This window comes from Novacetimonas hansenii, from assembly GCF_014843995.1.
In the GTDB taxonomy this organism is placed as follows: Bacteria; Pseudomonadota; Alphaproteobacteria; order Acetobacterales; family Acetobacteraceae; genus Novacetimonas; species Novacetimonas hansenii.
In genome coordinates this window covers 2,528,876-2,554,817 of sequence record NZ_CP062147.1, presented here as the reverse complement: position 1 = coordinate 2,554,817, position 25,942 = coordinate 2,528,876, and the positions used below count along the sequence as shown (strand labels likewise).

The following is a 25,942-nucleotide window of genomic DNA, read 5'->3' as shown; positions in this document are numbered from 1 at the left end:
GTCAGAAGGTTTGGGAATGATGGAAAAAATGTCTGACGAAGCCGATACCCTGGAAATGACCGATGCCCGTTACCTGATGCATCCCTTTACGGATGCACGGGCCAACCTGCAGGGGGGCGGGATGGTGATTGATCGGGGCGAAGGCGTCTTTGTTTATGATAATGCGGGCAAAAAATATCTTGAGGCGGTCGCCGGGCTGTGGAGTGTCGGCCTTGGGTTCAGTGAACGCAGGCTGATCGATGCGGCTGTCCGCCAGATGGAGAAGCTGCCTTACTATCATACCTTCACCGGAAAATCGCATGCGCCGCAGATAGAACTGGCCGCCCGCCTCGTACAGATGGCGCCTGTGCCGATGAGCAAGGCGTTCTTTACCAATTCCGGGTCGGAAGCCAATGATACGGCGATCAAGATGATCTGGTACCGCTCCAATGCGCTCGGAGAGACAAAGCGCAAGAAGATCATCAGCCGCAGGCGGGGCTACCATGGCATCACGATTGCCTCTGCCAGCCTCACCGGCATTCCTGTCGATCACCAGTCCTTTGACCTGCCGCTGCCCGGCTTCCTGCATGTGACCGCGCCGCATTATTACCGCGAAGGCCAGGAGGGCGAGAGCGAGGAGGCCTTCTCGACACGGCTAGTGAACGAAATCGAGGCGCTTATCCTGGCCGAAGGGCCACAGACCATTGCCGCCTTCTTCGCCGAACCCGTGATGGGGGCAGGCGGGGTGATCGTTCCCCCGCAGGGCTACTGGGAAAAACTGCAGCCCGTGCTGAAAAAATACGGCATCATCCTTGTCGCGGATGAGGTCATCTGCGGGTTCGGCCGGACCGGACGTATGTTTGGTAGCCAGACCTTTGATATCAGGCCCGACATGATGATCCTGTCCAAGCAGCTTTCATCATCCTATCTGCCTATTTCCGCCATTCTCATGAATGACATGGTGTTTGAACCGATCTCTGATGAGTCGCACGCCATTGGCGCCTTTGCCCATGGCTTTACCAATGGCGGCAACCCGACGGCCGCTGCCGTGGCGATCGAGGTGCTGAACATCATGGAAGAGCGCGACCTTATGACGCATGTCAGTGATGTCAGCGTGCATTTTCAGGCGCGGCTGCGCGCGCTGGGCGCATCCTCGGCACTGGTGGGGGAGGCGCGTGGCGTCGGGCTGATCGGGGCGCTGGAACTGGTGACGGACAAGGCCACGCGTTCCTCGTCGCTACAGGCTGGGCAACTGGCAAAATATGCGTTCAGGCTGCTCCAGAATAAGGGGGTCATTGCCCGTGCCATGGGCGATACGCTGGCATTTTCGCCGCCATTGATCATTACGCGCGATCAGGTCGACATGATCTTTGATGGCGTGACGGAGGTTCTTGCGCAGATGGAACATGAGATCGGCTCCGGCCAGTTCCACTGAGTGATAATTGGAGAAGGCTTATATTATTCAGGTAAAACTGAATAATATAAGCCATTAATAAAGAAATATGTTTGTAATGGAGTCAGGGAATGGTTTCCATCGCCGTTTATGTTGAAGACGATGCTGACTATCCCAGGCAGGTAAAGGAAGCATTTGCCGAACGGGCGCCAGATATCCATGTAGTGGACTGGGCGACCGCCATGGGGGCGCCCGACAGTATCGACTATGCGCTGGTATGGATGCCTCCCATAGGCGATCTTGCGCGCCTGCCTGCGCTCAGGGCAGTTTTCAGCCTGTCTGCGGGGGTTGATCATATCGTGGCGCGCGACCCCGACTGGCCCGCCTGTCTGCCCCTTATCCGCATGGCGGGGGAGGAAACCGGTCGCCTGATGGCGGATTACCTGCTGTGGGCCTGTATCAGCACGATCCGTGGCGCGCGGGGGTGGGCGTTGCAGCAGAACGAGCGGGTGTGGAAACGCATGGTCGTCACGCGTTCGACTGCGGACTGTGTGGTGGGCATCATGGGGCTTGGGCAGCTTGGCCGTTATGCGGCGCGGCATCTCAACCGGTGTGGCTTTGCCGTGCAGGGATGGTCACGTTCGCCCAAGGTGATCGAAGGGGTCAGGACTTTTGACGGGGCGGCCGGGCTGGAGCCTTTTCTGGCCGGGACCGATATCCTCATCTGCCTGCTGCCCAATACCCCCCAGACCCGCAACATCATCAATGCCCGGGTGCTGCGTGCGCTCCGGCCCGGAGGGGCGTTCATCAATGTCGGTCGCGGGGAGCATGTTGTTGAGAGCGATCTTTTATCTGCACTGGATGACGGCGTGCTGTCAGCCGCTGTTCTGGATGTTTTCCAGCACGAACCGTTACCGGTGACCTCGCCCTTGTGGGCGCACCCATCCGTAATCGTCACCCCGCATATCGCATCCCAGGCATCGGTCGTTGCCCGGGTCGATTACCTGATTGGTTGCATAAGGAGCATGCAGCGCGGGGAACGCCCGGAGCAGATTTTTGATATCAGCCGGGGTTACTGAAAGCGCAGGCTTTCCACCATCTGGCATAAATAAATTTATGCCCTGCATTATCATAAATTATACCAATACTTAAATTAATGCATACATCACGCATATTGATGCAAAAACAACAATATAATTTGGAATATTAAAATAATTGGCATTTATCTCTTGAAAAATGTTACGAGATGATAATTAAATGTCGTTACGGTATTCCTATTGAAAATGCAGGTGCCCACTGGTTCCTGCTCGGTCTTCATCTTTTCATTTATGCCATCAGTTTTTCCCGAACGGGACGACAGGGAGAATATGAATGCGATTTTGTTCCTTCGGTGCTCTTGTGTTGTCTACAACCGTCCTGTCGGGCCTGATTGTGACAGAGCACAGCAATGCAAAAGCGGCCACCCCTGCGGCCACGGTCCGCAATCGGCCCGCCAGAGTGCATGCCGGCCCGCGACCGCAGCAGGATGCCCAGCCTGCGGGTATTGCCGCCCGGGGTGATGGGGAAACCATTCACGTCAGAACCGGCATCCGCACGCCAAATGGCGTGACCGGTACAACCCCCGGTGGTGGCCTCATGCCGGTACAGACCGTGCCAAAGGCGCGCAGTGAGGTGACCCGCGATTTTATCGCCAAGCAGAGCTCCAATACAACGCCACAGGCTCTCGTGGCCATGATGCCGGGTGTGGCTTACGCCCGTACCGACCCCTACGGCCTGACATCCCGCGCCCTTGTGGTGCGTGGCATGAACCAGAGTGAAATCGGTTATCTGGTTGACGGCGTGCCATTGGTGGATGGCGTGTATTACCAGCCGGATTCAATCGGCAGTTCACCAGATGCCGAAAACATGTCTTCGGTTTCCCTTACGCAGGGGTCGCCTGATATCACGAGCCCGTCCTATAACGCGGTTGGCTCGTCTATTGATGTCACCGTGCGCGATCCTTCCCGCCGTCGCGGCGGCATGATTGAAAGTAGCTATGGCAGCTATCACATGAAAAAGGAATTCGTCCGTTTTGATACCGGCGAAATCGGGCATACAGGCATCCGTGCTTTCATGTCCTATTCCTACATGTTCAGCAATTTCTGGCAGACCCCGGGTTCCATCAACCGTCACCATGTCGATGCAAAGCTGGTAAAGGAATGGGGGCAGGGGAACCGGGTTGCCATGGAGATGATTTTTGGACAGTATTCGTCCAGCGGGATCAACTCCAACGGTGCGGCAACGCCAACCAAGGCAGTCTTTGAGGCTGAAGGCACGTCCTCCCTTTACCTTAACCCCACTTATACCCCAGGCAGTCCAAATTATTATCGCATGAACCGCCTGATGAACAAAACCATCGCGGTCATGGCGCCGATGAAGTTTAACCTTGGCCATAACCTCAACCTGCATTTGACGCCCTATTTCATCAACTGGGACAAGGACAGCGGGTTTGGTGAAAACATCAATGATTCACAGGCCTATCTCGGTACGCAGAATGTAGGCGCGCTCAACCTGCCAACGGCCGTGACCCTGGCCAATGGCACAAGGGTCGATACGACACAGGTCGTGGATGAACAGCACCAGCACACTCTGGCCCTGATGGGGCATCTGGACTGGAAGTACAAGAACAACCTGTTCCGCATCGGGTCCATGTATTCCTATCTTGATATGGTTGAACCGGCCAATTATGCCGCCGTAGGACCCAAGGGCCTGCCCGCCAATGCCTGGGGGCGATACAGTATCAAGGATGCAGCGGGTCAGTCGCTCAGCCCGTGGAACCTTGTTTTCCGCCAGCAGCAGGTCTCCATCTATTTTGACGATACGCTATCTCTGCTCAATGACCGCCTTAAACTTACGGCTGGTTTCAAGGAGGTTATGATCAATCGATGGGCCACGAACGACCTGCCCGGCATTTCCGATCGCAAGAATGGCGGCAACTATGCGGAGCCGCTGCCTCAGGTCGCCATCAGCTACAATATCACGAAGCATGACCAGATATTCGTTAACGGCACTACCAGCTTCCGCGCCCCGGACCGGACCGAAGCCTATCTGGACATGTATGATGCCAAGTCTCCCACGCCCATTGATGTGCATCCGACAAACCTGAAGCCGGAATATGCAATTGGTGAGGAAATCGGCTTCCGCCATAACGGTCTGGTGCATATTGCGGCATCACTGTTCAACTATAACCTGACCAATCATGATGTGAACTCAACCGCCTATTCAGCAGGTGGTTCGCTCGTGACCACGCCGATCAACATGGGGGGTGAAACCGTGCGCGGCGCCCAGCTGGAGGTCGGGTTGCGCCCGTGGCATCATTTCAGCCCCTATATTTCGGGGTCCTATGTTCATGCCACAACGGACAACAATTTTCAGATCCAGGGTACCTATATTGACACCCGTGGCAAACGTTCGGTCAATACACCGGAATTTACAGGGGCGATTGGTCTTTCCTATGATGACGGAACGTTTTTCGGTAATTTTGGCCTGAACTATATTGGCAAGCGTTACACTACGTTCATGAATGACCAGAGCATTCCTGGTTACCTGACATCCGACATTACGCTTGGCTACCGGCTACACAATATCCGTATCGACAAATTCATGGTCTACAAGCCGCAGCTCCAGCTCAATTTCATGAATATCGGCAACAACCTGTATTATGCCCAGGCCGCCAGCTTCACGCCCACGGCCAAGGGTGTCCGCGCGGCAAACGGGCAGTGGATCGCCGCTGGCCAGCCCGGCTACAATATTGGTGGTGGTTTTGCAATGTCCGGTGCGCTGACGGTCGGGTTCTGATACCGCGCGCATCTGGTCACAGGGCGGGATGGGGCAGGGATGGTGAGGCTACTGCCACAGCCAGTCATTTCCTGTTCCGACCGGTTCCGGCATCCCTTTACATGAAAGCGAGCTTCCGATGCCTTCAAAAAGCAGCTTTGTTATTGGACTTGTCATTCCCATGGTCATGATCGACCTGCTTTTTCCCATGATTGACAAGGTCAGGATTGAAGTGGCGGGACTACCTTTCTTCATGGTCTGGATATTCGCATGGTTCCTGCTCACATCGGGTTGCCTTGGCCTGTGCTGGGTCATGTTCGACCGCAGGCACTACCCGGAATGACGGAACATGACCCCATGTGGCGGACAATGTCCCTGCTGCACAAGGTGGGAAAAATAAGCAATGTCTGACGAGGAAATCGGCTTCATGTCCGCCGCGGAGCTGATGGTGCATTATGAGCGTGGCCGTCTTTCTCCCGTTGAGGTGGTGGCGGCAGTCCTGCGCCATATTGAAGCCACGGAACCGAAGATCAACGCCATGGTCGAGGTGACCGCCAGGCACGCCATGGACAGCGCCTGCCGGGCGGAGGCGGCCTACCGGGCGGGCGTGAACCGCAGGCTTGAAGGCGTGCCGGTGACGATCAAGGACCTTCAGGAAACCGCGAACATCCCGACCCGCTATGGTTCATGGTCGCGCAAGGATAATGTGCCCACCGTCGATGCCCCGTGCGTCACGCGCCTGCATGAGGCTGGGGCCGTCATGCTGGGAAAGACCACTGTGCCGGAATTCGGCTGGAAAGGGGTCAGCCAGAGCCCGCTTACCGGCGTGACCAGCAACCCGTGGAAGGCGGGCTATAACGCCGGTGCCTCATCAGCCGGGGCGGGGGCTGCGGCCGCAGCCGGGTATGGCCCCCTGCATCAGGGTGGTGACGGGGCCGGTTCCATCCGCATGCCCGCGCATTTCTGCGGGGTGTTTGGCATGAAACCGACCCATGGCCGGATACCGAACTGGCCCATCAGCAACAATGACCTTGCAACGCATATGGGGCCGCTCACGCGTACGGTAAAGGATGCGGCCCTGATGCTCGAGGCCATGAGTGGCCCGCATCCGTGGGATTATACCTCCCTTGAGGCCGCGCCGCTGCCCTATTCGACGATGCTGTCCGCCCCGCTCAAAGGACGCCGGATTGCCTACAGTCCCGATCTTGGCCATGCCCGTGTCGATCCTGATGTGGCTGCGGCCGTTGCGGCGGCGGTCAGTGTGTTTGAGGGCATGGGCGCCACGGTGGAGGAAGTTACTCCGGCCTGGGGGCCGAAAGGGCCGGAACTGGCGCGTTTTTTCTGGCCTGCCACCTATAGCGCAAAATGCACGCTCCTGTCGGAGTGGGAACCGCTGATGGACCCCGGCCTGGTGGCGATGATCAGGGAGACGCAGGGCCGCACGATGCAGGAATTCACACTCGCGCGTGAGAAGCGTTTTGCCTATGCGGTCGAGATCCATGAATTCTTTACCCAATGGGACTTCCTGCTCACGCCCGCGGCCAGTGTGGCGGCATTCCCCGCCACGCAGCTCCAGCCCGATACATGGCCGCGACACGACTGGGACTGGCTGGGCTGGGCGGAGTTTTCCTATCCCTTCAACTGGGCGGGCAATCCGGCGGCCAGCATTCCGTGTGGCTTTGGCGCGGACAATTTGCCCGTGGGCCTACAGGTTGTCGGCCGCCGTTTTGATGATCTGGGCGTGCTGCAGGCCTGCGCCGCATGGGAAGAGGCCAGACCATGGAGCGCGGTGCGGCCCGACCTGAAACTGTCGTGAATACATAGGGAGAAAACATGATGATATGCCCATGCCATTTCACAAATCCGCATGATCTGGCGCATCGGGATGAAACGATGTCGCAATGACCTCGCTGCGTGGTCTCGTGTGTCAGATGTTCCGTTCCCGGGGTGAAGTAATTTTTTCCATATCCGTGTTTGTCTGGCCGGTCCGTGGCGGTGCGCATGGTGATCGCCCCCGGTGTACGTGCTCCGCTTTGGGGCACATCAAAAAGCAGAGATGATTTCCATGACTGAATTATGTGAACTATCGGCTGTTGAGCTTCTGTCTCTGTATGCAGCGCGGAAACTCTCACCCGTAGAGGTGATCCGCGACGTCATTGCCCGGTCCGAGGCGGTGCAGCCGGTGCTGAATGCGTTTTGCAGCCTTGACCCCGAGCGCGCCCTCGCCACCGCCGTCGCGGCCGAGCGGAGCTGGATGGCTGGCCTGCCCACACGCGCGCTGGAAGGCGTGCCGGTTTCCGTCAAGGATACAGCCATGGTGAAAGGCTGGCGCTTTGCCCGTGGGTCGCGCCTTGCCGAACATAATCCGCCCGCAACACAGGATTCCCCCTCTGTCGGGCGTCTGCGCGGGGCGGGTGCCGTGCTGTTCGCCTCCACCACCACCTGCGAAGGGGGGTGGAAGGCGGTCACTGACAGCCCGCTGACCGGCATTACCCGCAACCCGCACAATACCGATCATACGCCCGGCGGCAGCAGTGGTGGAGCCGGAGCCTCCATCAGCGCCGGCTGTGGCCCGCTGGCGCTGGGCAGCGATGGCGGCGGCTCCATCCGTGTTCCGGCCAGTTTCAGCGGCATATTCGGATTTAAGGCAACCTTTGGCCGGGTGCCGATGTACCCCATTGGTCCGCATTATTCCGACATGGCGCATTTTGGCCCGATGACCCGCACTGTGGCGGATGCTGGCCTGATGTTCTCGGTTATTGAAGGGCGCCACCCGATGGACCCCTTTACCACCGACCCGCTCCCGGCCTCTGATTTTCCGGTTACGCCACTGCCACTGGCAGGAGTGCGGATCGGGGTGACGGAAGATTTCGGCTTCATGAAGGTCGATCCGGAAGTGGCGGCGGTCTATCGTGCCGCCATCGCGCGTATCGAGGACGCAGGGGCCGTGCTGGTGCCGCTGGCCCCCATGGAGGACTGGCGCCCGACCTATCGCACCTTGTGGCAGGTGGGGGCATGGCAGTCCCAGCGCCGCCTGAGCCCGGCCGAGCGTGACCTGCTCGACCCCGAATTCCGTGGCTGGGGCGATCATGGCGCGCATATTCCCACCGGGGATTACGTTGATGCGATGATGGCGCGGATGGCCTACCGTCAGGAATGCGCCCGCCAGCATGCAACGGTTGACTTCGTCATCTCGCCCACCGTTTCCATCCTGCCGCTCAGGGCGGGGCTTACGGTGCCTGATGACAGCTGGCCGGACTGGCTGGAATGGGCCGGGTTCTCCCTGCTGTACAACATGACGGGCCAGCCTGCCTCGTCGCTGCCGGCAGGATATTCTTCCTGTGGCCTGCCGGTGGGCATCCAGATCGGGGGGCGTATCAATGATGATATCGGCGTGCTGCGCCTGAGCATGACGCTTGAAGCCCTGCTGGCGGAGGCCCGCCCCGACCCGTCGGCTGTCTGCGACAGGGCCATGCGCAAAGGCTGATCCGCACGCGGCCGCAGTGCCACGGGTGCTGCGGTCGCGTCCCTTGTGGTGCGGTGCCCCTGCCACGCCTGTGTCGATACTTCCGCAAGAGAAACATGATGATGTCCTATCCCGATACCCTGTTGTTTATTGGTGGCCAGTGGCAGGCGGCCAGCGATGGGCGGACGCTTGACGTAATCAACCCCGCGACCGCACAGGTGATCGGCACGGTTGCCCATGCGGGGCAGCCCGAACTGGCGCAGGCGCTGGCGGCGGCACGGCGCGGCTTTGCCGTATGGAGCGCCACGCCCGCCTTCCAGCGCTACCAGATCATGCGCCGGGCCGCCGTGCTGCTGCGTGAACGTGCGGAAGAGGCGGCAGGCTACATGTCGCTCGAACAGGGCAAGCCCGTGGCGGAGGCGCGTGCCGAGATGGCCGCCGCCGCCGATATTATCGACTGGATGGCGGAAGAGGGGCGGCGCGCTTACGGGCGCCTCGTACCGGCGCGGTTCATGGGGGTCACGCAGTCCGTCATCCGCACGCCGGTTGGCCCGGTTGCCGCATTCTGCCCGTGGAATTTTCCAGTAAACCAGGTCGTGCGCAAGGTCAGCGCGGCCCTTGCCACGGGGTGTTCCATCATCGTCAAGGCCCCGGAGGAAACCCCGGCCTCGCCCGCGATGCTGATCCGCGCCTTTGCCGATGCGGGCGTGCCCGCCGGGGTGATCGGGCTGGTATACGGCACGCCCGCCGAAATTTCGGAAACGCTGATTGCCGATGACATCATCCGCAAGGTCACGTTCACGGGGTCAACGGCGGTGGGCAAGATCCTGGCCTCCCTTGCCGGCGCGCACATGAAGCGGGTGACCATGGAACTCGGCGGCCATGGCCCGGTCATTGTCACGGCGGATGCCGATATCACGCGTGCCGTCTCCCTCCTTGCCGAAGCCAAGATCCGCAATGCCGGGCAGGTCTGTGTCTCCCCCACGCGGTTCCTGATCGAAAAGGGGGTCTTTGAGGCATTCCGCTCCGCCTATGTCGCGCGCATGCAGGCGCTGGTGGTGGGCAATGGCCAGTGTCCCGGCACGCAGATGGGACCCGTGGTCAGCCAGCGGCGGCTGGAGGCAATCGAGGCCCTGGTCGATGAGGCGCGCGACAGCGGCGCAAGGGTGGAAACCGGCGGCACCCGCCTTGCAATGCCGGGTTATTTCTATGCCCCTACCGTGCTGACGGGGGTGACGGCCGATATGCGCATCATGAACGAGGAGCCCTTTGGTCCGATCTCGCTGCTCTGTCCCTTTGATACGCTGGAGGACGCCATTGCCGAGGCCAATCGCCTGCCATACGGGCTTGCGGCCTATGCCTTTACCGGTTCGGGTGCGGTTGCGGGCCGCCTGCGTGATACGGTGCGCACGGGCATGCTGACCATCAACCATATAGGCCTGTCCCTGCCGGAAATTCCCTTTGGCGGGATCGGGGATTCCGGTTATGGCTCGGAAGGCGGGTCGGAGGCACTCGACGCCTATCTTGATACCCGTATGGTGACATCAATGGATTATATGTGAACAGGGGGCATCCGATGGGCGTGCCTGTCTCTTCTACCGGCATGGGAAAAACCGGGGCCGATTTTGAAACGGCGCTGATCCTGCTTGAACAGCCATCGCGGTCCGTATCGGTGGAGGACGCAACCCGGATCGCGCATGACATGTTTGGCATGACCGGCGTGGTGTCACGTCTGCCGGGAGAGCGCGACAGAAATTTCCGCCTTCGTACCACGCAGGGCGGCGATTACGTGCTGAAAATTGCCCACTGTGCCGAACAGCCGGAAATGCTTGACCTGCAGGACAGTGTCCTGCGCTACCTCAGGGTGAAAGACCCGACGCTGGCCGTGCCGGAACTGCTGGCCCCATCCGTGCCGCAGGCCGTATGGCGCGATGGTGCGGGTGAAGGGCGGATCGTGCGGATGGTGACATTCCTGCCCGGCACGCCCTTGGGCAACCGGCCGGCCACAGTGCCGTTATGCACCTCCATCGGGGGTATGCTGGGGCGGCTGGACCAGGCCCTGGCGGGCTTTGACCACCCGGCCCAGTCCCATGCGCTTTTATGGAATTTGCGCAATGCGGCCTATATGCGCAATTTCATCCGCTATTTCCCCACCGGGGCGCAAAGGGCGCTGGCCAGCGGGGCACTGGCGGCATTCGAACAGCAGGTGCAGCCTGTCATGGCGACGCTGCCAGCGCAGGTGATCCATAACGACTTCAATGTGCATAATATCCTGTGTAGCGATCAGGTCATCGAGGGCGTGATCGACTTTGGCGATGTGATACGCGCCCCGCGCGTGCAGGACCTTGCAATTGCCGCATCGTACATGATGGGGAGTGGTACGCAGCCGCTGGAGCAGTTCATGGCCATTCTTTCCGGCTATTGCCAGACCGTTGCGCTCACACGGGCGGAACTGGCGTGCCTGCCCGCCATGATGGGCGCGCGGCTGGTCATGTCGCTGGGCATCAGTTCATGGCGGGCCAGCCGCAATCCCGCCGATACCGAATACATCACGCGTAACCAGGCCATCGCCTGGCAGGGCCTGTCCCGGCTGGAAGCCCTGCAGGACACCCTGCGCGACAGGATGCTGACCTTCGCAGCCGCTTAACCGCAAGGGATATACGGGCTGATATGATACGGCTGGCCATGAGCCGCGCATCAGCACAGGACCATGAAAAAAGGTTAGTCAGATGCACAAGAATGCAAATATCACGATTGATGGTCCCCGCCTGAACGAGGACATTGCCTTCACATCCCGTTTTGGCGCGACCCCACGGGGCGGTATCCGCCGGCTGGCCCTGTCGGCGGAGGACCGCCTTGTCCGTGACTGGCTGGCCACGCATGGTGAGGCGCTTGGGTGTTCCATTACGATAGACACAATGGGCAGCCAGTTCCTGCGGCTGGAGGGGAGTGATCCCACCCTTCCGCCACTGATGATGGGCAGCCACCTCGACACCCAGCCCACGGGCGGCCGGTATGATGGCATTTATGGCGTGCTCGGGGGGCTGGCGGTATTGCGTGCCTTCCGGGCGGCGGGATATGTGCCTCGCCATTCAATTGAACTGGCCAACTGGACCAATGAGGAAGGGGCACGTTTTGCCCCGGCCATGACGGCATCGGGCGTTTTTGCCGGTGTTTTCACGCTGGAGCAGGCTTACGCCCTGGCTGATCGTGATGGGGTCCGTCTGGGTGATGCCCTGCAGGCGATTGGCTACAGGGGCGATGAACCCTGTGGCGCGCACCCGCTTGCCGCCTATTTCGAACTGCATATCGAGCAGGGACCGGTGCTGGAAAATGAAGGCAAAACCATCGGCGTCGTGACAGGCGTGCAGGGCATGCGGTGGTTTGACGTGACCCTGACCGGTCAGGAGGCCCATGCCGGTACCACGCCCATGGAGCTGCGCCGCGATGCTCTGCTGGCAGCGGCCCGCCTGATGGTGCTGGCGGCGGATGTGGCGGCGGCGCATGGGCATGATGCCAAGACAACCATCGGCATCATCGACGCACGTCCGGGCAGTCGTAATGTGGTGCCGGGTGAAGTGCGCATGACGCTGGACCTGCGCCACCCCGAGGATGCGGTGATAGACAGGATGGAAGCCGACTTTCGTGCCCGGGCGGACGAGATTGCATGCGGAGCGGGCATCGACCTGTTGATCGAGGAAAGCTGGGCCTCGCCTTCCGTGCCGTTTGACCCCGCCTGCATCGGCATAGTGCGTGATGCGGCGGCAAAGGCGGGGCTGAGCCATCGCGACATCATTTCTGGCGCGGGACATGATGCGGCCTATATGGCCCGGATCTGTCCGACTGCGATGATCTTTATTCCCTGTCGTGATGGGTTGAGCCACAATGAGGCGGAATACGCCGAACCGGAGGATATCGTGGCAGGCGCAAACGTGCTGATGCGCGCGATTATGGCGGCGGATGAACATTTCGACCCTGCATGAGGGCTACGGCGTGTCGTCATTTAAGCCCTGAGTGTGGCACGTGCGGGGCTACTTTGTAGCTATGTGTGCTGACTGTTTTCCCGGTTTTTGGGGGAGACAGACGGATGCGGCGATACGGTTTACGCGATGACCAGTGGGAGCGGATACTCAAGCCGGTAACCAGGAAGACAACCCGTAAGTCATCTTCCCAGTCAGCTTTATGCAAACAGATCAGAAATCCGCGCTTATGGTGCCATAAAAGGACCGGGGCGCGCCAACCTGCAGGCTGTTGTAATCACCCGAAAGCGGATTGCCTCCACTACCCATGTTGGAGATATAGCGTTCATTGGTAATGTTATAGATGTTAAAGTCGAACTTGAGGTTCTTGGCAACCGACACATCATGCAGGGTGTAACTGACACCGAAATTCTCCAGCCAGTAGGATGGAACGCGGGAATCGTTGGTATAGCTGAGGTATCTTTTGCCCATGAACAGGGTATCGAAGTGAATGTTGATCCCCTTGATCGAGTATTTCAGGGAGTTCTTGTACATCAGATGAGCATAGTTGGGTTCCTGCTTGTTCTTGAGATGATACAGGACACCGCCCGAAGTCAGATTATTTTCAAATTTGGAACTGTTGTAGCTGATGCTGTTATAGATCGACAGATGGCGTACCGGAATGAAGGTCACGCTGGCATCAACACCATTCATATTGACGCTGCCGACATTTTCGAACAGCGAGTGGGCAGTAACCAACGGCCCTACGGAAATTGACTGCTGACGGTTTGAAAAGTCGGTATGATACAGATTCAGCAGGCCGATAACGCGACGGGTCTGCAGCCGGTAACCGATTTCATATACCCAGTCGGTTTCAGGGCGAAGGTTTTTCTTGAGTGCATTGAAATCGGACTGCGTTTTAGCGCCCCATGGCGAGAACATGTTATAGCCCCCTTCCGGATAGGCCTGCATGTTCTTGGAGATATCGAAATAGAATTCATTATGGGGTGCGAAACGCCAGTTGCCGCTGAACTGTGGCAGGGCGGCGGCTTCTGCCGTAAGTGAACCGGCCGGAATCTGCGTGCTGTTCGTGTAACGTATGTCGTTATGGGTCACGCGATCGCTTGCATTGACGACCATGGTGCGGAAACCTGCATGCAGGGTCAGGTTAGGTAGGATTTTATAGGTATCCTGCAGGTGAAAGACATAGGTATTCGTGTTGAATGCCTCGCCATATCCGATCATGAACGGCTCACCCTTGTGGGCGACTTCGTTATAAGGCGTACCATTGGCGGAATTGGGTTCGTTGAAGTAATCCATTTCCGGGTTGTAGGTGGAGTTCTCGTACCAGAAGCCCGCATCAAAGGTATGATGCCGAAAATGGTAGATAAGGTCGGTCTGGAACCCCAGCCTGCGTGAACTCATGGCCTGGTCCTGTGCCGCCAGCGGTGCGCCGCTGGGTGAACTGACATAGGGCGAGGTCCACCACGCATCGTAACGCTTGCCCACACCGTAGAAGGTGGTCTTGGATTCCAGGTTCGTAGTGAGCTTGCTGTCCAGGCTCATGCCGCCCACGTAATAGGAACTGGTTTCGATGCCGCGGTAATAGGCCGCATTCTTCGGATCAGACAGGCCCTGATATTTGGAGGGATAGTTACCGTTGGCGGCATTCAGTGCCGCGCCGTAGTTCGGATAGTAATAATCTGAATCGTATCCAACCTTGTTCAGCATTTCGAGTGAATTGTCCAGATAGGAAGCCGCGGCCTCGCTGGACCAGTCGAAATAGGCCTTGAAGGTTGTGTGGTCGTTGATCGGCTGTACCAACTTGGTATTCACCATCTGCTGAAACTGTGAATCCCCACCCAGCCATTTATCCTCGGCGCGACGGTCATAGGACATGTAGAACTTCGTCCCGCTTTTATTCAGCTTGCCGCTGTCAAACCGTGCGAAAGTACGGAATGCATTATAGCTGCCGAATGTCTGCGAAACCTTGCCCCCCATCTTGTCGCTTGGGTCGTCGCTGTAAAAACGTACGGTGCCCCCAAGGTTGCTGGTGGACGGGGTATCAAGCCCACCGGCGCCTTGTGACACGTCCGTATGAGAAATGTTTTCATTGCTGATGACGCGGTTGACGGGCACGCCATCATGGGATTCATATCCTTGGCCGCCCAGAGCTATACCATCGACGGTAAAACCAAGCTGGTCGCTGGTAAAACCATGCATGTAAAAGCTTTGTGACCACAGGTCGATGCCCAGCGGATCGGATGAACTGAACTGTACGCCAGGCATATTCCCCACGGCTTTGAGTGGCGTGGTGCCTGGCACAAGATATTGCAGGTCACGGCGGGAGAGCGACTGCATCTGGCGGGTCGAACCTGATCCCACAACGCTGATCTTTTCCGGTGCCGCCGTGGCATTGGCACCTGCATGAATGACCCTGTGTGTGGCAGTGTTTTTCGGGGCGGTATGTTCTTCCGCCTTCTTGTGCGGGGCGGATGCGGCATGCGCGAAGTGCTGGGTGGACAGGGCCAGCATGATGATCGGGGACAAGGGCAGGTGCAGATATTTCACATGCTTCCAGATCATGCATGTATTCCTTTCATATCAGGGAGAGGTGGGTAGGCAGGCGGCGTTTTTGCCCAAGCATATGTTTTTGAAATCTGTTCTCTGGTCGTGAAGGTCGGTGCATCCTCGGCACGGATTGAAACCCCTTCTGCTTGGCAGGATACAGCCGATTCCGGCATTAACGTTGTATACGCTACTTTATGCAGGCGCCCCTTTGGAATTGTTTTTTATTCGTTATGAATTTAAATAGGACGAATTGTGTCTTTTTAGACACAGCCTTATTCAGGCTCGATATGATTCCTGTCTCTATCAAAGGTGGATGAGGCTTTTTCCTGGATGCGGGGGAATAAGAATAATTTTGTTTATAAACAATGTTTTATTAAAATTAAGGGCGCAGTTTGTGGATCTGGGGAAACGATTTTTTTCAGCGTAACCGTGGCCGATACCGTTTTTCCAAGGAGGGAGTTTTCCTGGTTTTCGGGCGTTTTCCGGGAGAGAATCTCAATAACGTTATTCAGGGATAATAAATCTTGATCCGGGCATATGTGGTGTATACGTTATATGTCATGAATTAACGCCTGGCGGCCGTGCGTGCCCGCCAGATCAAGTTGAAAGCAGGATGAATGGAACGCTCTCTTCGTATTGGCGTTGTTGGCGCTGGACTGGGCGGTACGACCGCGGCGGGCCTGTTGCAGCGCGCGGGTTTCAGTGTGGTGCTGTATGATCAGATGCCCGCTTTTTCCCGGCTGGGCGCTGGCATACAGCTTGGTCCCAATGTCATGAAAATCATGCGCCGTCTTGGCATTGAAGAGAGTATGGCCGCAGTCGCGAACGAACCACAATACTGGTGCAGCCGTAATGCGACGGATGGCGCTTATCTGTCGCGTATTCCGCTTAATGCCGACCGTGCGCGTTATCAGGCGCCGTATATTACCATTCACCGTGGTGAAGCCCACCAGATCATGCTGGGTGCGGTGGATGCCGCCAATGTGCAGTTTGGCAAATGCCTTGCCGACCTGCATGTACATGACAGGGGGGTGCGTCTATCGTTCATGGATGGTACATCCGATGACGTGGATATCCTGATTGGTGCCGATGGCCTCAATTCATGTGTGCGGGCAAAGCTGCTTGGCCCGGAAGACCCGCTTTTTACTGGCTGGATTGGTCATCGCGGTATGATAAAGGCCAGCAAACTGGCCGGTCTGGATGTGGGTGAATGCGTGAAATGGTGGTCATCTGACCGGCATATGATGACGTACTTCCTTGATCACAAAAAGGAAGAATTCTATTTTGTCACGGGTGAACCTGCCGAAAGCTGGCCGCTTGGGGTTTCATGGGTGCCAAGCACGCATGCGGAAATGCACAAATCCTTCGCTGGTTACGATCCGCTGGTTCGGGCCTATATTGATGCGGCCGAAAACATTACCAAATGGCCGCTCTATACCCGCAGGCCGCTGCCTGTCTGGCACCGTGGTCGTGTGGTCCTGCTTGGTGACGCCTGTCACCCGATGAAGCCGCATATGGCACAGGGTGCTGCCATGGCGATCGAGGATGCGGCCATGTTGGTGCGCTGCATGTCCGAAATCGAAACGAACGATCCCAATACCTGTTTCGAGGCCTATCGTCACCATCGCATGGGGCGTGCCTCCCGCGTGCAGGAAGTATCGAACGCCAATACATGGCTACGCACGAATGAAGATCCATCATGGGTCTACGGTTATGACGTCTACGGGATCGACCTGCACGCATAAACCGTTCTCGCGTGTGGTCATGGGGAACATGGCCACACGGATGTTCCGACTGGTGTTCTGGCCCACCCGCAGGCCCTTATTTATGGAGCAGGTCCGATGCCCTCAATCAGCGATGCAGAACTCATTCAGGCATGGACGCAGGTGCTTGACCTGTCCGACATGACCACAGGACAGAGCGTTACGGTCCTGACTTCATCCGAGACCAATCGCCAGACCATGCGCTGTGCCATCATCGCGGCGGGGCTGAAGGGGCTTGTGGTCAACCGGCTTGACCTGCAGCCCACCAATGGCGGCCTGTCGCTTTCACGCGATCCGCTGGCCTATGTCGGGACCACGCCGCTTACGGGTAACCGTGCGGCCATGGCGATCCTAAAGGAAAGCGATCTGGTCCTCGATCTCATGACATTGCTCTTTTCGCCCGAACAGCATGAGATCCTGGCATCGGGCGGTCGTATCCTGCTGGCGGTGGAACCGCCCGAGGTACTGGTGCGGCTGCTGCCTACGCTGCAGGACCGTGAGCGCGTGCTGGCGGCCTCTGCCGTGCTGCGTGCGGCGCGTACCATGCATGTTGTGTCCGATGCGGGCACGGACATGCAGTGTGCATTGGGTGATTTCCCCATTCTGGAGGAATATGGTTTCTGTGACCGCCCCGGCCGGTGGGATCACTGGCCCAGCGGCTTTTTGGCCACATGGTCGAACGAAGGATCCGCCAACGGTGTGATCGTGCTGGATCGTGGCGATATCCTGTTGCCCCATAAATCCTATATACGCGATCCGATCACCTGTACCATCCGCAACGGGTACGTGACCGATATTTCCGGTGGGCTGGATGCGGACCTACTGAAATCTTACATGGATTCCTTCCGCGATCCTGAAGCCTATGCCCTGTCGCATGTCGGGTGGGGGTTGCAGGATCGCGCGCACTGGTCGGTCATGGGGTTCTATGATTCTGAAAATACGATCGGCATGGATCCGCGCGCCGTGGCTGGAAACTTTCTGTGGTCCACCGGTCCGAATAATGAGGCCGGGGGTACGCGCGATACGGCATGCCATATCGATATCCCCATGCGCAACTGCACAGTCATGCTTGATGGCAGGACCGTAGTGGAAAAGGGACGCGTAATCTAATATCATTTCTTATAAGTTATGATATGATCTGAAATACGAAAAGGATAGACAATGCCGCCTATCGAGACATCCGCCCCCGAACAGGACAGCGCGCTGTACCACCGCCAGGGTTTTGGTCGGTCGCTTGGTCTTGTTGGCAAGGTTGGCCTGCTTATTGTCGATTTTGTAAATGGCTTTGCCGATCCGCAACAGTTCGGTGGGGGCAATATTCCCCCTGCAATCGCGCGTACCACTACATTGCTTGCGACGGCGCGAAAGCTGGGCTGGCCTGTTGCACATACGCGCATCGTCTTTGCTGATGATGGCGCGGATGCCAATATCTTTTCTGAAAAAGTGCCCAGTATGCTGGGTTTGACCGAGCATAATCCCGCAAGTGCCATCGTGCCCGAACTGGCGCCCGATCCGGGGGAATATGTGGTGCGTAAGACCGTCCCTTCCGCCTTTGCCGGCACACCGTTGGCAAGCTGGTATGCAGCGCAGGGGGTGCAGACCGTGGTGGTTGCAGGTTGCGTAACCAGTGGCTGCGTGCGGGCCAGCGTGCTTGATGCCATGCAGCTTGGCTTTCGCCCGGTTGTGATTGCTGATTGCGTGGGCGATCGCGCCATCGGCCCGCATGAAGCCAACCTGTTCGACATGAGCCAGAAATGCGGCGATGTGATTACGCTTGATGCACTGCTTGAACAGCTTCCCCCTGCAACACTGGAGGCATGCTGATGCGCGGGACGTCCTACCGGATTGGTCAGATCGTACCCAGTTCGAACCTGACCATGGAAACCGAAATTCCGGCTCTGCTGGCCGCACGGCAGTTGATCCGGCCTGAACGGTTTACCTTCCATTCCGCGCGTATGCGCATGAAGACGGTGCGCAAGGAAGAACTGGCGGCCATGGATGCGCAGTCCGACCGCTGCGCGCTGGAACTGAGCGATGCACAGGTTGATGTGCTGGGCTATGCCTGCCTTGTGGCGACCATGTCCATGGGATCGGGCTATCATCGCGTTTCAGAAAAGCGGTTGCACCAATGTACGGTCGATAATGGCGGCCCTGCGCCGGTTGTAACCAGTGCGGGTGCGCTGGTCGATGGGCTGCGGGTACTGGGTGCGCGTCGCATCGTGCTGGTTGCGCCTTACATGAAACCTCTGACGCGGATGGTCATCGACTACCTGACCGACGAGGGGTACGAGATCATCGACCATATTGCCCTGGAAATACCCGATAACCTTGATGTTGCCCGCCATGATCCCGGTCTATTGCCTGGCATCGTGGCAAAGCTGAATTATGCCGATGCCGACGCCATCGTGACCTCGGCCTGCGTTCAGATGCCTTCGCTTTCTGTTGTCCCCATGATCGAGGCGCAGACCGGCAAGCCCGTGCTGAGTGCTGCCATCGCGACAACGCACGCCATGCTGACCCGGCTGGGGCTGGAACGTATCGCCCCGGGCGGTGGTGCGCTGCTGTCCGGTGCATATTGATTATTCGAAACAGGAAACCCGTTATGACCTCATCCCTTCAGTATGGTGCGCATGTCCACGCCAATGGCATCCGCCAGCATTACCTGCGTTATGGGGGCAAGGGCACGCCGCTGGTGCTGGTGCCTGGCATCACGAGTCCTGCCATCACATGGGGGTTCGTGGCCGAGGAACTGGCCCGCACACATGATGTCTATGTGCTGGACATACGTGGACGCGGCCTGTCGCAGGGGGGAGAGGACCTTGCCTATGACCTGAATGCCTATGCAGGCGATGTACGGGGCTTCATTGATGCGCTGGGCCTGAAGGACTGCGTGGTGTTAGGCCATTCCATGGGCGCACGCATTGCCATCCGCCTTGGGCGTCAGGATGCATCGGGCATTGCGGCACTTGTTCTGGTTGATCCGCCGGTCAGTGGTCCGGGCCGCAGGCCTTATCCATCCAGCCTGCCCTGGTATGTCGATTCCATCCGCCTTGCGCGTAAGGGCATGGATGCCGAGGCGATGCGCTGTTTTTGCCCAACATGGACTAAGGAACAGCTCCAACTGCGTGCAGAATGGCTGCATACCTGCGACGAACTGGCCACCCGCATTACCTATGAAGGTTTCCATACCGAGGATATCCATCAGGATCTTCCCCACCTTACGGTGCCGACCTATCTCATGATCGCGACGCGCGGCAATGTCATCCTGCCCGAGGATGAAGCAGAGATTGCGGGCCTGCTGCCTTCCATCACCATGGATCGGGTGCCTGATGCGGGCCACATGATCCCATGGGACAACCTCGCTGGTTTCATGGCGTCGTTCAAGGGCTTCAATCTGCCCTGAACCATGATCTCATTCGCCCCGTATCGGGGCGGGTGGCCGGGGAATGAGTGCCGGACATAGCGGCGATCAAAAGAACGTACTGGGCCTGAGCAGGGTATTTTGATGAATGCACCCCCTTCGACGACTGACACGCCTCGTGTGGATAACGCTCTCGCTTCCTTGTGCGGCCGCGTGGCATGGCGATTGCTGCCGTTGCTGTTCCTCGGGTTTCTGGCATCCTACCTGGACCGGGTGAACGTAGGCTTCGCCAAATTGCGGATGCTGTCCGATCTGTCCATGAGCGAGGCCAGCTACGGGATGGGGGCAGGCCTGTTCTTCCTTGGCTATATCGTCTGTGAAATGCCCAGTAATGCCCTGATGGTGCGCGTTGGTGCGCGGCGGTGGCTGGCGCGTATCCTGATTACATGGGGGCTGTGTTCCGGGGCGATGGCGTTTGTCCGTTCCCCGGCCGAATTCTATGCCCTGCGCCTGCTGCTGGGCATTGCCGAGGCCGGTTTCATGCCCGGTGTGCTGTTCTATCTCTCGCAATGGTTTCCACCCGAATACCGTGCGCGTGTTACTGCACGGTTCATGATCGGCATTCCGCTGGCCAGTGTCCTGGGCGGCCCGTTATCGGGCATGATCCTGGACATGATGGCAGGATATGGTGGGATTGCCGGCTGGCGCTGGCTGTTTTTTATGGAGGCGGTTCCCCCCGTTCTGATCGGGATCGCCGTTTTCCTTTATCTGCCCGACAGTATCGCCCAGGCACGTTTCCTGACGCCTGAGCAGAAAGTCCTGCTGTCGGTACGCTGCGTGCCCGTCGATCATACCCATTCCCTGCGTGCCATGGTGGATGCTTTGCGTAACAGACGCATATGGCTGCTGGGTCTGGCAGATGGTGCGCTGCTACTTGGGCTGTATACCATTGCCTTCTGGCTGCCATCCTTTTTACGGGAGGCCGGTGTGGTGTCTGCGCTGCAGGTGGGGCTGCTTACGGCCATCCCCAACATTGCCGCCGCCATCGCCATGATCGTCAATGGGTGGCATTCGGACCGCAAGGGGGAGCGCAAGCGCCATATTATCGTGCCCGTCCTGATCGGGGCGGCAGCCCTTGCCCTGCTGCCTCTGGCGCAGGGGAGCGTGATGGCGGCGATCATGCTGATTACGCTTGCCAACATGGGTATCCTCGGCGCGCTGCCGCCATTCTGGACCTTACCCTCGCTCCTCCTGCCAGAGGCGGCGACGGTTGCAGCCGGGCTTGCGCTTGTCGGGGCGATCAGCAATCTTGCGGGCTTCATGGCAACCGACCTGATCGGTTGGGCACGCAGCATCATGCCGGGTTCATGGGGTATCTTCGTCGTCTTTGGCGGGTGTGTCGCCGTGGGGGCCGGACTGGTCGCGACCATTCCAGCACGGTTGATCAATGTTGCCCGTACTGCCCCGACGGAACACAATAGCTGATGGCGTTGCGTCAATGGATCGCGCGCCATGCATGCAACGGGCAGGACTACATATGACCGAGACAGACGACACGACATACACCACCTATGACCTGCATGAGCAGATCGGCCATCTTCTACGCCGGGCGTACCAACGTCATACTTCCCTGTTCCAGACCGTCATTCCCGATGATCACCTGACGTCCGTCCAGTTTGCGGTCCTTGCAACCGTATTCAGGGAAAAGGAAGGCTCGCTCATTCATATCGGTCGGATTACAGCCATAGATCATGCCACCCTGCGTGGCATCTGTTCACGCCTGAAGCAGCGTGGCCTGATCAATATACGCGGGAACCCCGACGACAGACGCGAACGCCTGTTGTCGCTGAGTGAGGAGGGCATGGAAATGGTCCGTACCTATCTGCCCCAGGCCGCCCGTGTCTCCGAACTCACGCTTGAACCGCTTGATGCGTGCGAACGGATCGCGGCATTGCATGTGCTGCGCAAACTCGCGGAATAATACGATCATGATCGGGCGCCCGTATGGCCCCTAGATTACCATATATCGAGCAAGCGGGAGAGCTACATGCATGATGGGGTCGGCGCACCCGATACGCATCTGACCAATGCGGATCTTGCCCCTACCGGCACGCGGACATGGGGCTGGTTTGATTATGTCTCGTTATGGATGTCAAACATCCATAGCGTCGGGGGATATGTCACGATGGGTAGCCTGTTTGCCATGGGGTTGCCTGTGGTGGATGTGTTCATCGCGCTGATCGCCGCGATCATTATTGTTCAGGTCCTGTGTAATCTTGTCGCGCGCCCCAGCCAGATATCGGGCGCGCCCTATCCCGTCATGGCGCGTATGGCGTTTGGTGTGCATGGCGCACTTGTCCCTGCTTTCATACGCGGAATCATTTCAGTCGCCTGGTACGGCATACAGACATGGCTGGCCTCGAACGCGGTTGTTGTCCTGCTTTTACACCAGTGGCCGGGCCTGATGTTCTGGGCGCAGGCCGACAGCCACGGTTTTGCCGGACTGTCGGCATTGGGATGGGGGGCGTTTATCATCCTGTGGATTGTACAAGCATTGGTATTCTGGCGGGGGATGGATGTAATCCGCCATTTCGTCGATTGGGCCGGACCTGTCATCTATATCGTGATGATCGGGCTGGATATATGGCTGCTGTGGCATGCGGGATGGCGTAATTTTTCATTCGATATCCCCGGTGTTACCCATCATGCGATTTCGGCGCGGATCATGGGAATGATCAATGCCATTGCCCTTGTGGTGTCTTACTTTGCCCCCATTGCGCTCAATTTTGGTGATTTTTCACGATATGGCATCTCAATGCCAGCTATCAGGCGCGGTAATTTCTGGGGTTTGCCTGTCAATTTCATGGGGTTTTCACTTCTTACGCTTGTCACCATTGTGCTGACACAGCCCGTCTTTGGCCGCATCATCCTTGATCCGGTTGAAACCGTGGCCCAGATTGACAGTCCGGTTGCCGTTGTGGTGGGCGTGCTCACCTTTGTCATGGCGACGGCAGGGATCAATATTGCTGCTAATTTTGTCTCGGCTGCGTTTGACTTCTCAAATCTTGCGCCCCATCGAATTTCATGGCGCTGTGGGGGCATGATGGCGGCGGCCGGGGCTGTCGTCATGACACCGTGGAATCTTTATGCGCGCCCTGAACTTATCCACCTCACACTGGATGTGCTGGCTACTTTCATCGGGCCACTGATCGCCATTTTATTGACTGATTATTATATCGTGCGTCGCAGCGTGATGGATGTGAATGCCCTTTATCGTCGCCAGAGCAACCTGCCGTACTGGTACCATAACGGCATCAACCCGGTAGCCATTCTGGTTATGGTGGTCGCGGTTATTGCAGGCAGTGCAGTTGTCTTCATGCCTGCACTAAAGCCCATCCATAATATGTCCCTGTTTATCGGTGGGGGGATCGCTGCCATATTGTATGGGCTGCTCATGCGCCGGTAGTCAGGCTATCTTATTATAGACCGTGCTTTTGAATATAATAATTCAAGTAAAACATGTAAGAGTCCTGAAGGAAAAATCGATATGATGAGTTTTCAAGAGGGCTGAAGCGTGTTTCACATGCAGGCTGCAAGCGGGGATTGCCCAGTGCAAAAACAATCAATGCGTTATGGCTGGAGAACTAAGATAGTAATATATGCAGAAAATTGGCTATGAACTACCTCGATACTGATGAACTCACGATTATCTCCATGCTGTAAATTGCGTATTGGGAGTGATGGAGAGGGGGGCTGGTATCTGTATGCGTCTTTATTTTTAAATAAACGGAAATATTTCATATAATATGAATGCGTATAACGTAAATCATCATGGGTGTAAGCAAATTCCTAATCGTGAACGCAGTTCATCGCGTGGGGTATTTTTATTTCTATTTACTTCTTTTTTATTAATAAACCCATCCTTGTTTGGCATTTTTATGGAATGAATATTTTTTTCATTGAGGGAAAATTCCTGCGGAATAATATGATTCATATAAAACAGATAAGATACAACAGAATATAAATCATCGGTGTTTAAAGATTGAGGCGCATTCAAAGGCATTGCACGTCTGACATAATCAAGAACACTTTCTGGATATGGCCAGAAACTTCCAACTGTCCGTAGGGGCGTTGTTGTCGCAAGACTGCCTATACCACCGCTTAGCGCAGGATATATACCCATCATTCCTTCACCGGTTTCCCCATGACATGCAGCACATTTTTCAAGATATATCTTTTTTCCCATTAATGGCGTGCCACTTCCCGAAGGAAGTGGAGAGTTTTTGGAAATATCTATGTTCCATGGTGAAATATCATTTTCAGATATTGATGTTCCTGGGCATTGGGCGGCCAGGCATGGTTCGCTAAAAATAAAAATAGAAATAAAAAATGCACAAATATTATATGAATACATTTGAGATATCGCCCGATTCAGAAACCAACCAAGATTGAATGCCATTGTTATGGTAATATAAATTATCCCCATAGCGTGCTCGCAAAACCTGACGGGTTTCCTGGACATTGCCAGCTTCATCGTAAGCCTTGCTTTGTAGGATTGTTTTTTGTCCATTCCATACCCAAGGAAGAGTAAAGCGTGTCAAGCATTTATCTAATACCAATCCATCAAGACGGGCAGGTGTCCATTGTTTTCCACCATCTGTTGAAACATGGACTTTTGTGATTTTTCCATGTCCACTCCATGCCAGACCATTGATTTCCTGCAAGCCTGGAGAGGAAAGCTTCATGCCACCAGAAGGGCGAACAATGACAGATTTGACACCCATCGTAAAACTGAACTGCCGTGCTTTTCCATCAGGTAGCAAATCAGTATATTTAGATGTCTCCTCACGCGTATAGAATGGATACTGGCCCAGCTTTAAACGCCGGAGCCATTTTATGTTCATGTTACCTTCGTATCCGGGGCAGATCAGCCGTAACGGGTATCCTTGCTCTGGACGAAGTGCTTCGCCATTTTGGGCATACGCAACAATGACGTCATCTAGACCTTTTGCCAGGGGGATACTGCGTGACATGGCTGCTCCATCAGCGCCTTCCGCAAGAATCCATCGTGCATCTGCTTTTATGCCAGTTTCAGCCAGAATGTAGGGCAAAGGAACGCCAGTCCATTCAGAACATGAGAGCAGTCCGTGAGTACTTTGCACGTCCGTTCTGGTCGCTTTTGTCCATTCGGTGCCTGTGTTGCCCGAACATTCGATAAAGCAAAGGCGCGAAACAGAGGGAAGACGGTGCAAATCATCCAGAGAAAAACGCATTGGTTGATCGACAAGACCATGGACGATCAGAGCATGCTGTGCCGGATCAATATCCGGCACCCCGGCATGATGCCGTTCAAAATGTAATCCGCCCGGTGTTATTATGCCATGTAAAGAGGCCAATGGGGTCAGGGTTGATCCTTGACCTCCACGCATCTTGGTAAATGTTCGTCTGACAACATCTTTTTCAAAAGATGACGGTTTTCCATACGGGTTTTTTAAAATTGGTGCGCCTGGCTCCCTGGTCCAGGACGGTATATCGAGGTCAGCAGCTTCCGACGTTTTATTTTTTTGAAACAGTGTTGAAAATAAAACTGTTCTGGTCAGAAGTTTTCTACGATTCAGTGTCATGTACCGTACC

The 25,942-nt window shown here is 56.8% G+C and carries 20 protein-coding genes; 17 read left to right on the top strand and 3 right to left on the bottom strand.

What is annotated here, in order from left to right; all coding sequences use genetic code 11:
* Positions 1–28: 28 nt before the first annotated feature.
* From IFJ82_RS11150 to IFJ82_RS11110, 9 genes are all read left to right on the top strand, one after another.
* The gene (locus IFJ82_RS11150) at positions 29–1,414 is read left to right on the top strand and encodes an aspartate aminotransferase family protein (protein ID WP_040511780.1); all 1,386 of its coding nucleotides are present in this window, start codon (positions 29–31) and stop codon (positions 1,412–1,414) included.
* Positions 1,415–1,503: 89 nt separating this feature from the next.
* Positions 1,504–2,451 (top strand): 2-hydroxyacid dehydrogenase, encoded by a 948-nt coding sequence (locus IFJ82_RS11145; protein ID WP_003619081.1) that lies wholly within the window; start codon positions 1,504–1,506, stop codon positions 2,449–2,451.
* Between the two features lie 292 nt (positions 2,452–2,743).
* The gene (locus IFJ82_RS11140; protein ID WP_003619083.1) at positions 2,744–5,209 is read left to right on the top strand and encodes a TonB-dependent receptor; all 2,466 of its coding nucleotides are present in this window, start codon (positions 2,744–2,746) and stop codon (positions 5,207–5,209) included.
* Positions 5,210–5,327: 118 nt separating this feature from the next.
* Complete coding sequence (locus tag IFJ82_RS11135; protein WP_003619084.1) at positions 5,328–5,531, top strand: DUF3311 domain-containing protein; 204 nt, start codon at positions 5,328–5,330, stop codon at positions 5,529–5,531.
* Positions 5,532–5,591: 60 nt separating this feature from the next.
* Entirely contained in the window at positions 5,592–7,004 is a 1,413-nt protein-coding gene (locus IFJ82_RS11130; RefSeq protein ID WP_192264603.1) for an amidase family protein, read from the top strand.
* A 249-nt stretch (positions 7,005–7,253) separates the two neighbouring features.
* Positions 7,254–8,675: an amidase family protein gene (locus tag IFJ82_RS11125; protein ID WP_192264601.1), complete on the top strand. Its 1,422-nt coding sequence runs from the start codon at positions 7,254–7,256 to the stop codon at positions 8,673–8,675.
* A 98-nt stretch (positions 8,676–8,773) separates the two neighbouring features.
* The gene (locus tag IFJ82_RS11120; protein ID WP_192266506.1) at positions 8,774–10,216 is read left to right on the top strand and encodes an NAD-dependent succinate-semialdehyde dehydrogenase; all 1,443 of its coding nucleotides are present in this window, start codon (positions 8,774–8,776) and stop codon (positions 10,214–10,216) included.
* Positions 10,213–11,301: a phosphotransferase gene (locus tag IFJ82_RS11115; protein WP_225578648.1), complete on the top strand. Its 1,089-nt coding sequence runs from the start codon at positions 10,213–10,215 to the stop codon at positions 11,299–11,301. The genes IFJ82_RS11120 and IFJ82_RS11115 overlap by 4 nt, the downstream gene beginning before the upstream one ends.
* A gap of 82 nt (positions 11,302–11,383) precedes the next feature.
* The gene (locus IFJ82_RS11110) at positions 11,384–12,637 is read left to right on the top strand and encodes a M20 family metallo-hydrolase (protein WP_192264599.1); all 1,254 of its coding nucleotides are present in this window, start codon (positions 11,384–11,386) and stop codon (positions 12,635–12,637) included.
* 210 nt (positions 12,638–12,847) lie between these two features.
* Here IFJ82_RS11110 and IFJ82_RS11105 read toward each other — a convergent pair whose 3' ends face one another.
* Positions 12,848–15,199: a TonB-dependent receptor gene (locus tag IFJ82_RS11105; RefSeq protein ID WP_192264597.1), complete on the bottom strand. Its 2,352-nt coding sequence runs from the start codon at positions 15,197–15,199 to the stop codon at positions 12,848–12,850.
* Between the two features lie 602 nt (positions 15,200–15,801).
* Here IFJ82_RS11105 and IFJ82_RS11100 point away from each other — a divergent pair.
* From IFJ82_RS11100 to IFJ82_RS11065, 8 genes are all read left to right on the top strand, one after another.
* Positions 15,802–16,929: an FAD-dependent oxidoreductase gene (locus IFJ82_RS11100; protein ID WP_075623902.1), complete on the top strand. Its 1,128-nt coding sequence runs from the start codon at positions 15,802–15,804 to the stop codon at positions 16,927–16,929.
* A 96-nt stretch (positions 16,930–17,025) separates the two neighbouring features.
* Positions 17,026–18,057, top strand: coding sequence for a M29 family metallopeptidase (locus IFJ82_RS11095; RefSeq protein ID WP_192264595.1), 1,032 nt, complete (start codon positions 17,026–17,028; stop codon positions 18,055–18,057).
* 51 nt (positions 18,058–18,108) lie between these two features.
* Positions 18,109–18,771 carry an isochorismatase family protein gene (locus IFJ82_RS11090; RefSeq protein ID WP_003619102.1) on the top strand — a complete coding sequence of 221 codons (663 nt, stop codon included), beginning with the start codon at positions 18,109–18,111 and terminating at the stop codon, positions 18,769–18,771.
* Positions 18,765–19,526 (top strand): maleate cis-trans isomerase family protein, encoded by a 762-nt coding sequence (locus IFJ82_RS11085; RefSeq protein ID WP_062809332.1) that lies wholly within the window; start codon positions 18,765–18,767, stop codon positions 19,524–19,526. Before IFJ82_RS11090 ends, IFJ82_RS11085 begins: the two co-directional genes overlap by 7 nt.
* A gap of 23 nt (positions 19,527–19,549) precedes the next feature.
* Positions 19,550–20,350: an alpha/beta fold hydrolase gene (locus IFJ82_RS11080; protein ID WP_192264593.1), complete on the top strand. Its 801-nt coding sequence runs from the start codon at positions 19,550–19,552 to the stop codon at positions 20,348–20,350.
* Between the two features lie 183 nt (positions 20,351–20,533).
* Positions 20,534–21,793 carry an MFS transporter gene (locus tag IFJ82_RS11075; RefSeq protein WP_075595834.1) on the top strand — a complete coding sequence of 420 codons (1,260 nt, stop codon included), beginning with the start codon at positions 20,534–20,536 and terminating at the stop codon, positions 21,791–21,793.
* A gap of 52 nt (positions 21,794–21,845) precedes the next feature.
* Complete coding sequence (locus tag IFJ82_RS11070) at positions 21,846–22,289, top strand: MarR family winged helix-turn-helix transcriptional regulator (RefSeq protein ID WP_040510643.1); 444 nt, start codon at positions 21,846–21,848, stop codon at positions 22,287–22,289.
* Positions 22,290–22,355: 66 nt separating this feature from the next.
* Complete coding sequence (locus IFJ82_RS11065; RefSeq protein ID WP_075595833.1) at positions 22,356–23,774, top strand: NCS1 family nucleobase:cation symporter-1; 1,419 nt, start codon at positions 22,356–22,358, stop codon at positions 23,772–23,774.
* Positions 23,775–24,137: 363 nt separating this feature from the next.
* Here IFJ82_RS11065 and IFJ82_RS11060 read toward each other — a convergent pair whose 3' ends face one another.
* A complete protein-coding gene (locus IFJ82_RS11060; protein WP_192264591.1) occupies positions 24,138–24,722 on the bottom strand; it encodes a c-type cytochrome in 585 nt (194 codons plus the stop codon).
* Positions 24,709–25,932 (bottom strand): sulfite dehydrogenase, encoded by a 1,224-nt coding sequence (gene soxC / locus IFJ82_RS11055; RefSeq protein WP_075595831.1) that lies wholly within the window; start codon positions 25,930–25,932, stop codon positions 24,709–24,711. The genes IFJ82_RS11060 and soxC overlap by 14 nt, the downstream gene beginning before the upstream one ends.
* Positions 25,933–25,942 lie beyond the last annotated feature (10 nt).

Coding starts and splice junctions, on each gene's coding strand:
- IFJ82_RS11125 (WP_192264601.1), top strand. CDS start 7,254: ATGACTGAATTATGTGAACTATCGGCTGTTGAGCTTCTGTCTCTGTAT.
- IFJ82_RS11150 (WP_040511780.1), top strand. CDS start 29: ATGTCTGACGAAGCCGATACCCTGGAAATGACCGATGCCCGTTACCTG.
- IFJ82_RS11090 (WP_003619102.1), top strand. CDS start 18,109: ATGCCGCCTATCGAGACATCCGCCCCCGAACAGGACAGCGCGCTGTAC.
- IFJ82_RS11110 (WP_192264599.1), top strand. CDS start 11,384: ATGCACAAGAATGCAAATATCACGATTGATGGTCCCCGCCTGAACGAG.
- IFJ82_RS11095 (WP_192264595.1), top strand. CDS start 17,026: ATGCCCTCAATCAGCGATGCAGAACTCATTCAGGCATGGACGCAGGTG.
- IFJ82_RS11070 (WP_040510643.1), top strand. CDS start 21,846: ATGACCGAGACAGACGACACGACATACACCACCTATGACCTGCATGAG.
- IFJ82_RS11105 (WP_192264597.1), bottom strand. CDS start 15,199: ATGATCTGGAAGCATGTGAAATATCTGCACCTGCCCTTGTCCCCGATC.
- IFJ82_RS11145 (WP_003619081.1), top strand. CDS start 1,504: ATGGTTTCCATCGCCGTTTATGTTGAAGACGATGCTGACTATCCCAGG.
- IFJ82_RS11065 (WP_075595833.1), top strand. CDS start 22,356: ATGCATGATGGGGTCGGCGCACCCGATACGCATCTGACCAATGCGGAT.
- soxC (WP_075595831.1), bottom strand. CDS start 25,932: ATGACACTGAATCGTAGAAAACTTCTGACCAGAACAGTTTTATTTTCA.
- IFJ82_RS11080 (WP_192264593.1), top strand. CDS start 19,550: ATGACCTCATCCCTTCAGTATGGTGCGCATGTCCACGCCAATGGCATC.
- IFJ82_RS11100 (WP_075623902.1), top strand. CDS start 15,802: ATGGAACGCTCTCTTCGTATTGGCGTTGTTGGCGCTGGACTGGGCGGT.
- IFJ82_RS11060 (WP_192264591.1), bottom strand. CDS start 24,722: ATGTATTCATATAATATTTGTGCATTTTTTATTTCTATTTTTATTTTT.
- IFJ82_RS11085 (WP_062809332.1), top strand. CDS start 18,765: ATGCTGATGCGCGGGACGTCCTACCGGATTGGTCAGATCGTACCCAGT.
- IFJ82_RS11130 (WP_192264603.1), top strand. CDS start 5,592: ATGTCTGACGAGGAAATCGGCTTCATGTCCGCCGCGGAGCTGATGGTG.
- IFJ82_RS11135 (WP_003619084.1), top strand. CDS start 5,328: ATGCCTTCAAAAAGCAGCTTTGTTATTGGACTTGTCATTCCCATGGTC.
- IFJ82_RS11120 (WP_192266506.1), top strand. CDS start 8,774: ATGATGTCCTATCCCGATACCCTGTTGTTTATTGGTGGCCAGTGGCAG.
- IFJ82_RS11140 (WP_003619083.1), top strand. CDS start 2,744: ATGCGATTTTGTTCCTTCGGTGCTCTTGTGTTGTCTACAACCGTCCTG.